The following is a 14,708-nucleotide window of genomic DNA, read 5'->3' on the forward strand; positions in this document are numbered from 1 at the left end:
ATGTCTGCATGACCCCGCTATACCTGGCTTCAGGCTCGCCCCGGCGTCGTGAACTGCTGACGCAGATCGGCGTGCCGTTCATTGTCATCAGTGCCCCCATCGATGAATCTCCGCTACCCAGCGAAAGCGCCCCTGCCTACGTCGAACGCCTGGCCCGGGCAAAGGCCGCCGCCGGCCTGGCCCGTGTCGACGGCCCGGCGGTAGTGCTCGGCGCAGACACTGCCGTGGTGCTCGATGGTCGTATTCTCGGCAAACCGGAAAACCGTGAAGATGCCTTGGCCATGCTGGCTGACCTGTCAGGCCGCGAGCATCAGGTGCTGACCGCTGTCGCCCTGGACGATGGCCAGCGAGTGCACAGTTTTTGCGTGACCAGCACAGTGCGCTTTCGCGCCATCAGCACCGATGAAGCGCAACGCTATTGGGCCAGCGGCGAGCCATCTGACAAGGCTGGCGGCTATGCCATCCAGGGGCTGGGCGCGGTCTTCGTCAGCGGCCTTTCCGGCAGCTATTCGGCGGTGGTCGGCTTGCCACTCTGTGAAACGGCCGATTTGCTTGGTCAGTTCGGCATCGCCTGCTGGCAGTCGCTCGCGCATACGCCAGAGGTAACAAACCCGCAGTAGCCAGCAGTGCATACGCCATTCATCATTAGAAGAAACTTTGACGAGAGCCTGCCATGAGTGAAGAGATCCTGATCAACATCACCCCGATGGAGTCACGTGTGGCGGTGGTGGAAAACGGGGTGCTGCAGGAAGTGCATGTCGAGCGCACCCAGCGCCGTGGCATCGTCGGCAATATCTACAAGGGCAAAGTGGTGCGTGTGCTGCCGGGCATGCAGGCGGCCTTCGTCGACATCGGCCTCGAACGCGCAGCGTTTATCCATGCCTCGGAAATCTCCCAGCGCGAAGGCTCGGCGGTAGAGAACATCACCGCACTGGTACATGAAGGCCAGGCCCTGGTGGTGCAGGTGACCAAGGACCCTATCGGCACCAAGGGTGCGCGCCTGACCACCCAGCTATCGATTCCGTCGCGTTACCTGGTGTACATGCCACGCAGCAGCCATGTCGGTATTTCGCTGAAAATCGAGGACGAAGCCGAGCGTGATCGCCTCAAGCAAGTGGTCAGCGACTGCATGGATGGCGAAAACATCAAGGATGCCGGTGGCTTCATCTTGCGCACCGCCGCCGAAGGCGCGCGTGCCGAGGAGATCGTGCAGGACATCCGTTACCTGCGCCGCCTGTGGGAGCAGATCGGCACCCAGATCAAGACCTGCGGCGCGCCCACGGTCATTTACGAGGACCTTGGCCTGGCCCTGCGTACCCTGCGCGACCTGGTCAATCCGAAGATCGAGAAGATCCGCATCGACTCGCGGGAAACCTTCCAGAAGACCACGCAGTTTGTCGGCGAGTTGATGCCGGAAATTGCCGACCGCCTCGAACATTACCCAGGTGAGCGCCCAATCTTTGACCTGTACGGTGTCGAAGACGAGATTCAGCGGGCTCTGGAGCGCAAGGTGCCGTTGAAGTCCGGCGGTTACCTGGTGGTCGACCCGGCCGAAGCGATGACCACCATCGACGTCAACACCGGGGCTTTCGTCGGCCATCGCAACCTCGAAGAAACCATCTTCAAGACCAACCTCGAGGCCGCTACCGCCATCGCCCGACAACTGCGTCTGCGCAACATTGGCGGCATCATCATCATCGACTTCATCGACATGGAAGACGAAGATCACCAGCGCCAGGTTCTGCGTACCCTGGAAAAACAACTGGAGCGCGATCACGCCAAGACCAACATCATCGGCATCACCGAGCTCGGCCTGGTGCAGATGACCCGCAAGCGCACGCGGGAAAGCCTGGAACAGGTGCTTTGCGAGCCGTGTCTGGCCTGTCAGGGCCGCGGCAAGCTGAAAACGCCCGAGACCATCTGTTACGAAATATTCCGCGAGATCCTGCGTGAGGCCCGTGCCTATCAGGCTGAAGGCTACCGTGTGCTGGCCAACCAGAAGGTGGTCGACCGCCTGCTCGATGAAGAGTCAGGCAACGTGGCGGAACTGGAAGCCTTCATCGGTCGAACCATTCGCTTCCAGGTCGAGTCGATGTATTCGCAGGAACAATACGACGTGGTGCTGCTCTGAGGCCTTCTGAAACACGCCACTGCATCGTCGCGCTGGCAAAACCGGCACGACGGGCCATCATGGATAAACGACTTGGAGGGCCATGGCCATGGGACGTCTGAACCGCGTTCTTGTTGCTCTGACCCGCTGGGGGTTGGGCATATGTGCCCTGCTGGCCGTATTGGTGGCGCTGTATGTCAGCCTTGGTCGTGAACTGGTGCCGCTGGTAGCCGAGTACCGTGCCGACGTAGAAAGCAAGGCCGAGCAGGCGCTTGGCCTGCCCGTGCATGTCGGTGCCCTGGAAGGGCACTGGAGCGGACTGGCCCCTGTGCTGCGGGTGCGCGACCTGCAATTGGGCGAAGGCACCAAGGCGCTCCGGCTGGACGACGTCATGGTGGTGCCCGACATCTGGGCCAGCCTCACCGCCCGCGAAGTGCGCCTGGCGCGCATTCAGCTGGGCGGGCTGCAACTGATCCTTCGCGAGAACGAGCAGGGCGCCTGGAGCCTGGAAGGCCTGCCGAAGAAGGACTACGCGCCGCTGGACCCTGCCGACTTGCTGCAGCGCCTGCGCCAGCTGGGGCGCATCGATGTGTTCGACAGTCTGGTCACCCTGCACCCTTGGCAGCGCGATCCGCTGACCCTGACATATGTGAGTGCCGGCCTGCAGGCCGGTGCTAAACGCCAGGCCCTGGATTTGCGTGCGACCCTGCCTGACGGCCAGCCCCTGGCGTTGAGCCTGAACAGCCGAATGTCGGCCGAGGCCTGGCGTGATGGCGAGGTAGAAGCCTATGTGAGCCTGCCGCAAAGTGACTGGGCACATTGGTTGCCGCCCAGGGTGTTGGGGCAGTGGCATGCTGACACCCTGCGGGCGGGCGGTGAGTTCTGGATCGGCTGGGGCAAGGGGCAGTTGCAACGGGCCGTCGTAAGGCTCAATGCACCCAGGCTGGAGGGGGCCTATGCCGGGCGCAAGGCTGCCAACCTGAATAACCTCGCTTTGGGCGCCTGGTTCCAGCGCCGGGAGCAAGGCTTCGATGTGGTCGTCGACTCGTTGGCCATGGACCTCGGCAAGGCCCGCTGGGAGTCTCACCTGCAGTTGCAGCAGCGCCCTGGCCAGAGCGCAGCCGATGAAAGCTGGCAGTTACAGGCCGACCGCCTCGACCTCACCCCGCTGACTCCGCTGATCGATGCCCTGGCCCCCCTGCCGGACAAGGTCAAGGATGTGGTCGATGGCTTGAAGGTGACCGGTGCGCTGCGCAATGTGCGCCTCGAGGCCAGGCCCAAGGCCGAGGGTGACCAGCGCCTGCAGTTCGCAGCCAACCTGGAGAAGGTAGGCTTCGATGCTTATCACAACGCCCCGGCGGCCGGTAACGTCAGTGGCAGCATCAGTGGTGACCTGGGCCACGGCGAGCTGCGCCTGGATACCGATGCGTTCATGCTGCATCTGTACCCGATCTTCGCCAAGCCCTGGCATTACCAGAAGGCGAATGCGCGCTTGACCTGGACCTTGGACAAAGACGGTTTCACCCTGATTGCGCCTTACCTCAAGGTGCTGGGCGAGGAGGGCAAGATCGCCGGTGACTTCCTGATTCGCCTGTTGTTCGAGGAAGGCCGCGAAGACTACATGGACCTGCGCGTCGGCCTGACCGAAGGCGATGGCCGCTTTACTGCCAAGTATCTGCCCGAGGTGCTCAGCCCGGCCCTCGACGAGTGGCTGCGCAGCGCTATAGTCAAAGGCGCTGTGGATGAAGGCTACTTCCAGTATCAGGGCTCGCTGAACCATGGCGCATCTCCGCAAGCGCGCAGCATCAGCCTGTTCTTCAAGGTGCATGACGCCGCGCTGGACTTCCAGCCCGGTTGGCCACAGGTGCAGCATGTCGATGGCGATGTGTTCATCGAGGACAGTGGCGTGCGCATCAAGGCCCAGCGAGGCGTGCTGCTCGACACCAAGGTCAGCGATGTGAATGTCGATATCCCGCATGTCGACGGTGACCAGCACAGCCATCTCTACCTGGATGGCGACTTCGACGGTAGCCTGGGTGATGGCCTGAAGATTCTCAAGGAGGCGCCAATCGGCACCGGTGAAATTTTCGCCGGCTGGGAAGGTGAGGGGCCGCTGAAGGGCAAGGTCAAGCTCGATATCCCGCTGGCCCATGGGCAGCGCCCAAAGGTGCAGGTGGACTTCGCCACCCACGATGCGCGCCTGAAAGTTGCCCCGCCAAGCCTGGAGTTGAACCGCCTCAAGGGCGACTTCAGCTTCGACTTCGACAAGGGCCTGAGTGGCAAGGGCATCAGCCTGCAGGCCTTCGGCAAGCCGGTAACGGCGCAAATAACCGCTGAAGGTCAGGCTGGGCAGATGCAGACCCGCATCAATGCCAACGGCCAGGTTTCGCTCAAGACGCTGACTGACTGGTTGCAGTTCAAGCAAGCCTTGCCGGCCTCCGGTGACCTGCCCTATCAGTTGCAGCTCAGTCTGGGGAGTCGGGACAACCGCCTGAGTGTCACTTCCAGCCTCAAGGGGCTGGCCATCGACCTGCCGGCTCCGTTCGGCAAAGCGGCAGCAGATACCCGTGACAGCCGTTTCAACATGAGCCTTCAGGGCCCGGAGCGGCAATTCGATGCTGCCTACGCCGACCTTGCCCGCTTTGCCTATGCTGCACCGGCTGAAAACTTGACCCAGGGCCGTGGCGAGCTAGTGCTGGGCACAGGCGACGCCCGGGTACCTGCCAGCCAGGGGCTGAGGGTACGCGGGCGCCTGGAGACCCTGGACCTGGCCCCCTGGCAAGAGCAGGCGGGCCGGCTGGCTGGGGACGACCCCGGTGGCAGCGCGCGGCAGAACCTGCAAAGCGTCGACCTGAGCATCGGCCAGTTGAAAGCCTTCGGCATGGACCTGAACCAGGCCGTGGTGCGCTTGGACCGGGGCGGCCCGGCTTGGGATTTGCGCCTCGACAGCAAGGAAGTCATCGGTAACGCACGCGTTCCGGATGCCAAGGGCGCGCCGATGGTCGTGCGCATGCAGACCTTGCGGCTGCCTGCCGCCAGCGCTGCTGAACAGCAGGCTGAAGACGGTCCCGACCCGCTGGCCTCGTTCGATCCGCGCAAAGTACCGGCACTGGACCTGAGCATCGACAAGCTCTATCGCGGTGACGATCTTTACGGTAGTGCCGCGATCAAGCTGCGGCCGACCCCACGTGGCGTTACAGCCAGTGATATCGACCTCGACCTCAAGGGGTTGCGCATCGATGGCGGTGGTGGCTGGGAGGGGGAAACGGGCAAAACCAGCAGTTGGTACAAAGGGCGCCTTGACGGCAAGAACCTGGCGGATGTGCTCAGCGCCTGGGGCTTTGCCCCGACGGTGACCAGCCGCGACTTCCGCCTGGACGTGGATGGCCGCTGGCCGGGTTCGCCGGCCGCAGTGGGCCTGAAGCGCTTCTCGGGCAGCATGGATGCGGCGCTGCGCACCGGCCAGTTCGTCGAGGTCGAAGGCAGCGCACAGGCACTGCGGGTGTTCGGCCTGCTCAACTTCAACTCGATTGGCCGGCGCCTGCGTCTGGACTTTTCCGACCTGTTTGACAAGGGCCTGGCCTATGACCGGGTCAAGGGCTTGCTGGTGGCCAGCAGTGGCGTGTACGTAACCCGCGAACCGATTACCGTGACCGGCCCGTCGAGCAACTTCGAACTCGACGGCACGCTGGACATGGTCAGGGACCGGGTCGATGCTGACTTGCAGGTGAGCCTGCCGGTGACCAACAACCTGCCGCTGGCGGCGTTGATCGTCGGCGCGCCGGCGGTGGGCGGTGCGCTGTTCCTGGTCGATCGGCTGATCGGTGACCGCGTGTCACGCTTTGCCAGCGTGCACTACCGTGTCGAAGGGCCGTGGAAAGAGCCTAGAATCACATTTGTGAAACCTTTCGAGAAATCCCGCTAGGAGTACCCATGAAGGCAGCGGTAATCCAGATGGTCAGCCAGGACGACGTGCAGACCAACCTGCAGCGTGCCGGCGCCCTGTTGGAGCAGGCCGCGCTGGGCGGCGCACGGCTGGCGGTGCTGCCGGAAAACTTTGCCGCCATGGGGCGCAAGGATGCTGCTGCCATCGGTCGTGCCGAAGCCTTGGGGGAAGGTCCCATTCTGCCGTGGTTGAAACGCACCGCCCGCGACCTCAAGTTATGGATTGTTGCCGGTACTTTGCCATTGCCACCGTTCGGCCAGCCCGATGCCAAGGCCCATGCGTGCTCGCTGCTGGTCGATGAACACGGCGAGGTGGCGGCAAGGTATGACAAGCTGCACTTGTTTGATGTGGACGTGGCCGACAACCGGGGCCGTTACCGCGAGTCGGATGACTACGCACAGGGTGCTCAGGTGGTGGTGGCTGATACGCCGGTCGGTCGGCTGGGGCTGAGTGTGTGTTATGACCTGCGCTTTCCCGAACTGTACAGCGCGCTGCGCGCGGCCGGCGCGGAGCTGATCACCGCACCGGCAGCTTTTACTGCAGTGACCGGCGCAGCACATTGGGAGGTGCTGGTGCGTGCCAGGGCCATCGAAACCCAGTGTTATCTGCTGGCTGCGGCACAGGGCGGCGCCCACCCTGGACCACGGGAAACCCATGGCCATGCGGCGATCGTCGACCCTTGGGGGCGCATTCTCGCAGAACAGGCGCAAGGTGAAGCGGTACTGCTTGCCGAGCGCGACATTGAAGAACAAGCGTCCATTCGGACGCGCATGCCGGTGGTATCGCACCGGCGCTTTTTTTCGCAGGGCGCGTTGCGGCCTGCGCATACCTCGGAGTGACTATGAGCCAGATGTTATCCACCGTCAGTGAGCAGCTCCTGGCCCCAGGCGGCTTGACCCTGGACAGCCTGCAGAGCGTGCTGGGTGAGTTGGCTGGCCCCGGCATCGATGCCGCCGACCTGTATTTCCAGGGCCAGATCTCGGAAACCTGGGCCCTGGAAGACGGCATCGTCAAAGAGGGCAGCTTCAACCTCGACCAGGGCGTGGGCGTGCGTGCCCAGTCCGGCGAAAAAACCGGCTTCGCCTACAGCAACGCGATCAACCTTGAAGCGCTGACCTCGGCAGCCCGTGCCGCCCGTTCGATTTCCCGTGCCGGGCAAAACGGCACGGTGCAAGCCTTCCGCAGCCAGGAAGTGGCCGCCCTGTATACCGCGGACAACCCGCTGGACGTGCTCAGCCGCGCCGAAAAGGTCGAGCTGCTTAAGCGTGTCGATGCCGCCACCCGTGCCCTGGACCCGCGCATTCAGCAAGTCAGCGTGAGCATGGCCGGGGTCTGGGAACGCATACTGATTGCCGCGGCCGATGGCAGCCTGGCCGCCGACGTACGCCCGCTGGTGCGCTTCAATGTCAGCGTCATCGTCGAGCAGAATGGCCGTCGCGAGCGTGGCGGGCAGGGCGGTGGCGGGCGTACCGATTACCGCTACTTCACCGAAGAGCGGGTGATGGGCTATGCCCGCGAGGCCCTGCGCCAGGCCCTGGTGAATCTGGAAGCGATCCCGGCACCGGCCGGTACCTTGCCGGTAGTGCTGGGCTCGGGCTGGTCGGGCGTGCTGTTGCACGAAGCGGTCGGCCATGGCCTGGAAGGCGACTTCAACCGCAAGGGCAGTTCGGCGTTCAGTGGCCGCATTGGCGAGAAAGTGGCGTCGAGCCTGTGCACCATCGTTGACGATGGCACCCTTGAAGGCCGCCGCGGCTCGTTGAGCGTGGACGACGAAGGTACCCCGACCGAGTGCACCACGCTGATCGAGAATGGCGTGCTCAAGGGTTACATGCAGGACAAGCTGAACGCGCGCCTGATGGGCATGGCCGTGACCGGCAACGGCCGCCGTGAATCCTACGCGCACCTGCCGATGCCACGCATGACCAACACCTACATGCGAGCCGGCGAAAGCGACCCACAGGAGATTATCGCGTCGGTGAAGAAGGGTATCTACTGCGCCAACCTCGGTGGTGGGCAGGTGGATATCACCAGCGGCAAGTTCGTGTTCTCCACCAGCGAGGCCTACCTGATCGAAGACGGCAAGATTACCGCGCCAGTGAAGGGTGCAACCCTGATCGGCAATGGTCCCGAGGCGATGAGCCGGGTTTCGATGGTCGGTAACGACCTGGCACTGGACAGCGGGGTAGGAACGTGCGGAAAGGACGGGCAGTCGGTACCGGTCGGGGTGGGGCAGCCTACCTTGAAACTGGATGCGATCACCGTGGGCGGTACCGGGGCTTGATGGCTTCGGGAGCCATTGTAGGAGCGGGCACGCCCGCTCCTACAGGGCCCCAGTCCGTCAGCGCAACCCGCGCTGCAACTCGTCGAGGTCGCGGATGTACTTGAACACCTTGCGCGCGGCGGCGGGCGGCTTGTTCCGCGCCTTCTCGTGCTGGGCATGGCGCACCAGCGAGCGCAGCTGCTGGCGGTCGGTGTCGGGATACTCGTTGACGAAGCGCTCGAGGTCTTCGTCGTTACCGTCGATCAACCGGTCACGCCAGCGCTCCAGGCTGTGGAAACGTTCGTTGTACTGGCGAGTCGAGCTGTCCATCTGTTCGAGCAAGGCGTGGATGGCATCGAGGTCTTGCACGCGCATGAGCTTGCCGACGAACGACATGTGGCGTTTACGGGCGCCATGAGCGGTGTGCTTGCTGGCCTCAGCCAGTGCCTTGCGCAGCTCGTCGGTCAAAGGCAGGCGCGCCAAGGTATCGGCCTTGAGCGTGGTAAGCCGCTCGCCGAGTTCGACCAGCGCATGCAGTTCGCGCTTGATCTGGGTTTTGCTTTTTTCGCCGTCGAAGGCGTCGTCGTTTGAATCAACCATGGTGGCAGTCCGCTAGAAATCGCCGCCATGATAACCAGTCGGGGGCCGCTTGTCCGGCCCGGTCGTAGAATGACCCCAAGCCGAACGCAGAATTTGAGTGGAGAGAACCATGAGTGCAGTCCAGAGCGTAGGTCCGAAAGACCTGCCAGCATTGCAGGAACAGGTCGAGGCGATCATCGCCGAGGCGCGTCGTCAGGGGGCCAGTGCCTGCGAAGTGGCGGTGTCGCTGGAGCAAGGGCTGTCCACCACCGTACGCCAGCGTGAGGTCGAAACGGTCGAGTTCAACCGCGACCAAGGCTTTGGTATCACCCTTTATGTTGGCCAGCGCAAAGGTTCGGCCAGCACCTCGGCCAGTGGTCCGGAGGCGATTCGCGAGACCGTCGCCGCAGCGTTGGCAATTGCCAGGCATACCTCCGAGGATGAATGCTCGGGCTTGGCCGACGCAGCGCTGATGGCGCGTGAAATCCCGGATCTGGACCTGTACCACGACTGGGATATCGAGCCCGAGAAGGCCATCGAAATGGCCCTGGCCTGCGAGGCGGCGGCGTTCGACGCCGACCCGCGCATCCTCAACGCCGATGGCACCACCCTCAATACCCACCAGGGCTGCCGTGTGTATGGCAACAGCCATGGATTCATCGGTGGTTACGCCTCGACCCGGCACAGCCTGAGCTGCGTGATGATTGCCGAAGGCGACGGGCAGATGCAGCGTGACTACTGGTACGACGTGAACCGCCAAGGCAACCTGCTGGCCGACCCGAGCAGCATCGGCCTGCGCGCTGCCCAGCGTGCCGCCAGCCGCCTTGGCGCCCGGCCGGTGCCAACTTGCGAGGTACCGGTGCTGTTCTCGGCCGAATTGGCCGGTGGCCTGTTCGGCAGCTTCCTGTCGGCCATTTCCGGCGGCAACCTGTACCGCAAGTCGTCGTTCCTGGAGGGTACCATTGGCCAGCGCCTGTTCCCTTCCTGGCTGACTCTCGACGAACGCCCGCATATTCCGCGCGCGTTGGGCAGTGCTGCGTTCGACGGTGATGGCCTGGCCACCTATGCCAAACCGTTTGTCGATAAAGGCGAGCTGGTGTCGTACTTGCTGGGTACCTATTCGGGGCGCAAGCTGGGTTTGCCGAGTACGGCCAATTCCGGTGGCGTGCACAACCTGTTCGTCAGCCACGGTGTCGAAGATCAGGCCGCGCTGATTCGCCGTATGGGGCGCGGGCTGCTGGTGACCGAACTGATGGGGCATGGCTTGAACATGGTAACGGGGGACTATTCCCGTGGTGCGGCGGGGTTCTGGGTCGAGAATGGCGAGATCCAGCATGCCGTGCAGGAAGTCACCATCGCCGGAAACATGAAGGACATGTTCCAGCAGATTGTCGCGATTGGCAGCGATCTTGAAACCCGTAGCAATATTCATACGGGCTCGGTGTTGATCGAGCGGATGACCGTTGCTGGTAGCTGATCTTTAGCCTGCGCCGGCCCTTTCGCGGGTAAACCCGCTCCTACACGGTGTTGGACGTACATCGGGGTTGGACACAGGCCGTTGTAGGAGCGGGTTTACCCGCGAAGAGGCCGGCACAGCACTACACCTTTCTCTGCAAATCCGAAGACCCGGCCCTCGCGCCGGGTTTTTATTTCATCACGTTCTTCTTGAAGTGATTCTGTTTATCACTTAATAATGAATATCATTATCCAGTAACCCGGCGATGATGTTCATGAAATCCGTCCTCCGCGAACTGCCCTACCTGGAAAACTGGCGCTGGCTCAGCCGGCGCATTCGCTGTGCGCTCGATCCCGACGAGCCGCGCCTGATCGAGCATTACCTGGCCGAAGGCCGCTATCTGGTGTGCTGCACCGAAACCTCGCCATGGACGGTGGCGCTGACAGCGTTTCGCCTGCTGCTGGATACCGCCTGCGATCGCATGCTCCCCTGGCATTGGCGTTGCCTGTGCCTGGATCAGGCGTGGCGCCCTCTGCTGGACCTGCGCAACCTCGACCGCCAGGAGCAGAACCAACGCTGGCAACCCTATGCCCTGCAGTTGGCCAATTGCCGTCTGCTGCCTTCGATTTCTCCCGATGAACTGATGCAAGGATTTGATGATGAGTGATACCCGTATCGAGCGTGACAGCATGGGTGAGCTGCAGGTGCCGGCCCAGGCCCTCTACGGTGCCCAGACCCAGCGCGCGGTCGACAACTTCCCGATCAGCGGCCAGCGTATGCCGGCCCAGTTCATTCGTGCCTTGTTGCTGGCCAAGGCCGCTGCGGCCAAGGCCAACGTCGAACTGGAGCAACTGTCTGCCGGGCAGGGCCAGGCTATCGTCAAGGCTGTCGAGCAACTGCTGGCCGAGGATTTCATCCAGCACTTCCCGGTGGATGTGTTCCAGACAGGCTCTGGCACCAGTTCGAACATGAACGCCAACGAGGTGATCGCCACCTTGGCTACCCATGTACTGGGTGAGGCGGTCAATGCCAATGACCATGTCAACTGTGGCCAGAGCAGCAATGACATCATTCCGACCACCATCCACGTCAGCGCCGCGCTGGCCCTGCACGAGCAGTTGCTGCCAGCCCTGGCGCACCTGGTACAGGTGATCGAGGTCAAGTCGGCACAAGTACATCAGTTCGTGAAGACCGGTCGTACTCACCTGATGGACGCGATGCCTGTGCGCATGAGCCAGGTGCTGGATGGCTGGGCAGCGCAGATCAATGCTGCCAAGGCGCACATCGAAGGGGTGCTGCCGCACTTGCAGGCGCTGGCCCAGGGCGGAACCGCCGTGGGTACCGGCATCAATGCCCATCCGCAGTTCGCTGTCGGTTTCGCTCGCCAGCTCAGTGGCCTGACCAAGGTCGAGTTCACGCCCGGCCAGAACCTGTTCGCACTGATCGGCTCGCAGGACACTGCCGTGGCTTTGTCTGGCCAGCTCAAGACCACCGCGGTGGCGTTGATGAAAATCGCCAACGATCTGCGCTGGATGAACTCCGGTCCGCTGGCCGGTCTGGGCGAAATCGAGCTGCAAGCTCTGCAGCCGGGCTCTTCGATCATGCCAGGCAAGGTCAACCCGGTGATACCGGAGGCCACTGCCATGGTCGCCGCCCAAGTGATTGGCAACGACGCGACCATCGCCGTCGCAGGCCAAGCCGGTAACTTCGAGCTGAACGTGATGCTGCCGGTGATCGCCCGCAACCTGCTGGAAAGCGTCGAGCTGATGGCCAATGTCAGCCGCTTGCTGGCCGACAAAGCCATCGCCAGCTTCAAGGTCAATGAAGACAAACTCAAGGAAGCCCTCGCGCGCAACCCGATTCTGGTCACGGCGTTGAATCCGATCATCGGCTACCTCAAGGCCGCCGAAATCGCCAAGACCGCCTACAAGCAGGGTCGTCCAATCATCGATGTGGCGCTGGAGCACACCGACCTGTCCCGCGACCAGCTCGAAGCGCTGCTGGACCCGGAAAAACTCACCGCCGGCGGTATCTGACACTGCGTCACCGCCCAGGAGACAACCATGCAGCACTGGAAACGCACCACGGAAACCGCCAACCGCCTATTCGAACAAGGCGAGCTGGTGGACGCCCGGGAACACTACCTGCAAGCCTTGGCGTTGGCGCAGGTGCTGTTCGAGCGCTGGCATGACGTGGACGAAGCGGTGGCTGCATTCGTCATCGCCCACCACAACCTGGCTGACCTGCACCTGCGCCTTGACCAGCCGCATGAAAGCGCCGACTACCTGTGCGCTGCTCACCAGCGACTGCTGCAGGCCTGCCAGGAAGCGCGCCTGCCTCTGGCACTGCGTGATGCCGCCTTGCGCCACAGTGCGCGCACTTACACCGAGCTGCTGAGTTTCATTGCCGAGTATGGCCAGTACCCGCGTACCGAGCGCTTGCTCACCCGCCACAGCGCCGGGGCCAGCGAGCTCGCTGCCCAGCCGGATGTGGCACCCAGAACCCATGCCTACGGAATTCACTGACATGCCCCATACCTTGCCTGCATTGCCATACGCCTACGATGCGCTGGAACCACACATTGATGCCCAGACAATGGAAATCCACCACACCAAGCATCACCAGACCTACGTGAACGGCCTCAACGCCGCCCTCGAAGGTACCGAGTGGGCCGAATGGCCAGTGGAAAAACTGGTCGCTGCCGTCAAGCAACTGCCGGAAAACCTGCGTGGCGCCGTGACCAACCACGGCGGTGGTCACGCCAACCACAGCCTGTTCTGGACTGTCATGTCACCTCAGGGCGGTGGCGAGCCTGTGGGCCAGCTGGCGCAAGCCGTCACTGCACAACTTGGCGGCTTCGAGGCTTTCAAGGAGGCTTTCACCAAAGCCGCGTTGACCCGCTTCGGCAGCGGTTGGGCCTGGCTCAGCGTGACGCCGCAAAAAACCTTGATGGTGGAAAGTAGCGGCAACCAGGACAGCCCACTGATGCACGGCAATGCGCCGATCCTGGGCCTGGACGTGTGGGAGCACGCTTACTACCTCAAGTACCAGAACCGTCGTCCGGAATACATCGGTGCCTTCTACAACGTCATTGACTGGGTGGAAGTTGAACGTCGTTACCTTGAAGCCCTGAAGTGAGTCGGACCGGTATGCGCTCTGAGGTGATGTCTGTCAGCAGTGTGCGCCTGTTCCGCCTGGCGCTTGGGACTTTGCTTTTGCTGGCTGGCGCCGCGTTACTGGTGGCGCGGGGCCTCGCCTGGCTAGACCTCGACCCGCGCATGCTGCGCGCCCTGGAGGGCGGTGCTTTATGCGCGCTGGGTACAGCACTGGGCGCAGTACCGGTACTGGTCATTCGCAATATGCCCGTGGCGCTGGCGGATACGCTGTTGGGCTTCGGTGCTGGCGTGATGCTGGCGGCCACCGCGTTTTCCCTGATCATGCCGGGCCTGGCGGCGGCTCAGTCTATTGGCTTCAGCCCTTGGGGGGCCGGTGGCCTGGTCAGTTTTGGCCTGATGTTCGGGGCGTTGTGCCTGTTCCTGGTCGACCTCAAGGTATCCTGGGCTTCGCCGGAGGCGTTGGTGGGCACGGCAAACCAGCCGGTGATTGCAGCGCGCATCTGGCTGTTCGTGATTGCCATCATTGCCCACAACATCCCCGAAGGTATGGCCATTGGTGTGTCGGCCGGGGGTGGCATGGCCGACGCCGACAGCCTGGCCATGGGCATTGCCTTGCAGGATGTGCCTGAGGGGCTGGTGATCGCGCTGGTGCTGGCAGGGGCGGGCATGCCGCGCTTCAAGGCGTTCCTGATCGGCGCAGCCTCGGGCTTGGTCGAGCCGGTGGCGGCGTTGATCTGTGCCTGGCTGGTGAATGTGGCCGAACTGCTGCTGCCGCTGGGGCTGGCCTGTGCAGCGGGGGCGATGTTGCTGGTGGTCACCCAGGAAATCATCCCCGAATCGCGCAGCAACGGCCATCATCGACTGGCCAGCCTTGGGCTGTGTACAGGATTCTGTTTGATGATGGTGATGGATACCGCGATGTCCTGAACTTGTGCAAGCGCAGGTTTGCGAGGCCTATTCGCCTTCGTCAAAGAAATTGTTGATCAGCTCGACCAGTGCGTCCATGGCGTCGCTGTCCTGCTCGCCCTCGGTATGCAGGTGCACCTGGGTGCCTTTGCCTGCGGCCAGCATCATCACCGCCATGATGCTCTTGCCATCCACCAGCTTGTCCGGGGCGCGACCCACCCGTACCTGGCAGGGGAAGCGGCCGGCCACACCGACGAACTTGGCTGCCGCCCGGGCATGCAGACCCAGCTTGTTGATGATGGTGATTTCGCGGGCGGGCATCTGGGGCGGATCCT

General features: G+C 63.0%; 13 protein-coding genes. 11 read left to right on the forward strand and 2 right to left on the reverse strand.

What is annotated here, in order from left to right; genetic code table 11:
* Positions 1–8 precede the first annotated feature (8 nt).
* The 5 genes from FQ668_RS04235 to tldD all read left to right on the forward strand — a co-directional run bounded on the left by FQ668_RS04235 (position 9) and on the right by tldD (position 8,337).
* Positions 9–620 carry a nucleoside triphosphate pyrophosphatase gene (locus tag FQ668_RS04235; RefSeq protein ID WP_014589815.1) on the forward strand — a complete coding sequence of 204 codons (612 nt, stop codon included), beginning with the start codon at positions 9–11 and terminating at the stop codon, positions 618–620.
* Positions 621–673: 53 nt separating this feature from the next.
* The gene (gene rng / locus FQ668_RS04240; RefSeq protein WP_014589816.1) at positions 674–2,131 is read left to right on the forward strand and encodes a ribonuclease G; all 1,458 of its coding nucleotides are present in this window, start codon (positions 674–676) and stop codon (positions 2,129–2,131) included.
* A gap of 82 nt (positions 2,132–2,213) precedes the next feature.
* A complete protein-coding gene (locus FQ668_RS04245; protein WP_019436960.1) occupies positions 2,214–6,035 on the forward strand; it encodes a YhdP family protein in 3,822 nt (1,273 codons plus the stop codon).
* Between the two features lie 8 nt (positions 6,036–6,043).
* Positions 6,044–6,895 (forward strand): carbon-nitrogen hydrolase family protein, encoded by an 852-nt coding sequence (locus FQ668_RS04250; RefSeq protein ID WP_014589818.1) that lies wholly within the window; start codon positions 6,044–6,046, stop codon positions 6,893–6,895.
* A 2-nt stretch (positions 6,896–6,897) separates the two neighbouring features.
* Entirely contained in the window at positions 6,898–8,337 is a 1,440-nt protein-coding gene (gene tldD / locus FQ668_RS04255) for a metalloprotease TldD (protein WP_003255154.1), read from the forward strand.
* 57 nt (positions 8,338–8,394) lie between these two features.
* Here the strand turns inward: tldD and yjgA are convergent, their stop codons facing one another.
* On the reverse strand, positions 8,395–8,916 hold the full coding sequence (gene yjgA, locus FQ668_RS04260; RefSeq protein WP_003255152.1) for a ribosome biogenesis factor YjgA: 522 nt from the start codon (positions 8,914–8,916) through the stop codon (positions 8,395–8,397).
* 109 nt (positions 8,917–9,025) lie between these two features.
* Between yjgA and pmbA the strand changes: the two genes are divergently transcribed.
* The 6 genes from pmbA (at position 9,026) to FQ668_RS04290 (ending at position 14,394) form a co-directional block, all read left to right on the forward strand.
* Entirely contained in the window at positions 9,026–10,372 is a 1,347-nt protein-coding gene (gene pmbA, locus FQ668_RS04265; protein ID WP_014589820.1) for a metalloprotease PmbA, read from the forward strand.
* A 244-nt stretch (positions 10,373–10,616) separates the two neighbouring features.
* Positions 10,617–11,018 (forward strand): hypothetical protein, encoded by a 402-nt coding sequence (locus FQ668_RS04270; protein ID WP_012051310.1) that lies wholly within the window; start codon positions 10,617–10,619, stop codon positions 11,016–11,018.
* Positions 11,011–12,387: a lyase family protein gene (locus FQ668_RS04275; protein WP_144179894.1), complete on the forward strand. Its 1,377-nt coding sequence runs from the start codon at positions 11,011–11,013 to the stop codon at positions 12,385–12,387. The genes FQ668_RS04270 and FQ668_RS04275 overlap by 8 nt, the downstream gene beginning before the upstream one ends.
* Before the next feature lie 27 nt (positions 12,388–12,414).
* A complete protein-coding gene (locus FQ668_RS04280; RefSeq protein WP_014589822.1) occupies positions 12,415–12,876 on the forward strand; it encodes a hypothetical protein in 462 nt (153 codons plus the stop codon).
* A gap of 1 nt (position 12,877) precedes the next feature.
* A complete protein-coding gene (locus FQ668_RS04285; RefSeq protein WP_014589823.1) occupies positions 12,878–13,489 on the forward strand; it encodes a superoxide dismutase in 612 nt (203 codons plus the stop codon).
* Positions 13,490–13,500: 11 nt separating this feature from the next.
* Positions 13,501–14,394: a ZIP family metal transporter gene (locus FQ668_RS04290; RefSeq protein WP_003255142.1), complete on the forward strand. Its 894-nt coding sequence runs from the start codon at positions 13,501–13,503 to the stop codon at positions 14,392–14,394.
* A 27-nt stretch (positions 14,395–14,421) separates the two neighbouring features.
* Here FQ668_RS04290 and FQ668_RS04295 read toward each other — a convergent pair whose 3' ends face one another.
* Complete coding sequence (locus FQ668_RS04295) at positions 14,422–14,694, reverse strand: HPr family phosphocarrier protein (RefSeq protein WP_010952144.1); 273 nt, start codon at positions 14,692–14,694, stop codon at positions 14,422–14,424.
* Between the last annotated feature and the right edge of the window lie 14 nt (positions 14,695–14,708).

It is taken from the genome of Pseudomonas sp. Kh14, from assembly GCF_900291005.1.
Taxonomy (GTDB): Bacteria; Pseudomonadota; Gammaproteobacteria; order Pseudomonadales; family Pseudomonadaceae; genus Aquipseudomonas; species Aquipseudomonas alloputida.

Coding starts and splice junctions, on each gene's coding strand:
- FQ668_RS04235 (WP_014589815.1), top strand. CDS start 9: ATGACCCCGCTATACCTGGCTTCAGGCTCGCCCCGGCGTCGTGAACTG.
- rng (WP_014589816.1), top strand. CDS start 674: ATGAGTGAAGAGATCCTGATCAACATCACCCCGATGGAGTCACGTGTG.
- FQ668_RS04245 (WP_019436960.1), top strand. CDS start 2,214: ATGGCCATGGGACGTCTGAACCGCGTTCTTGTTGCTCTGACCCGCTGG.
- FQ668_RS04250 (WP_014589818.1), top strand. CDS start 6,044: ATGAAGGCAGCGGTAATCCAGATGGTCAGCCAGGACGACGTGCAGACC.
- tldD (WP_003255154.1), top strand. CDS start 6,898: ATGAGCCAGATGTTATCCACCGTCAGTGAGCAGCTCCTGGCCCCAGGC.
- yjgA (WP_003255152.1), bottom strand. CDS start 8,916: ATGGTTGATTCAAACGACGACGCCTTCGACGGCGAAAAAAGCAAAACC.
- pmbA (WP_014589820.1), top strand. CDS start 9,026: ATGAGTGCAGTCCAGAGCGTAGGTCCGAAAGACCTGCCAGCATTGCAG.
- FQ668_RS04270 (WP_012051310.1), top strand. CDS start 10,617: ATGATGTTCATGAAATCCGTCCTCCGCGAACTGCCCTACCTGGAAAAC.
- FQ668_RS04275 (WP_144179894.1), top strand. CDS start 11,011: ATGAGTGATACCCGTATCGAGCGTGACAGCATGGGTGAGCTGCAGGTG.
- FQ668_RS04280 (WP_014589822.1), top strand. CDS start 12,415: ATGCAGCACTGGAAACGCACCACGGAAACCGCCAACCGCCTATTCGAA.
- FQ668_RS04285 (WP_014589823.1), top strand. CDS start 12,878: ATGCCCCATACCTTGCCTGCATTGCCATACGCCTACGATGCGCTGGAA.
- FQ668_RS04290 (WP_003255142.1), top strand. CDS start 13,501: ATGCGCTCTGAGGTGATGTCTGTCAGCAGTGTGCGCCTGTTCCGCCTG.
- FQ668_RS04295 (WP_010952144.1), bottom strand. CDS start 14,694: ATGCCCGCCCGCGAAATCACCATCATCAACAAGCTGGGTCTGCATGCC.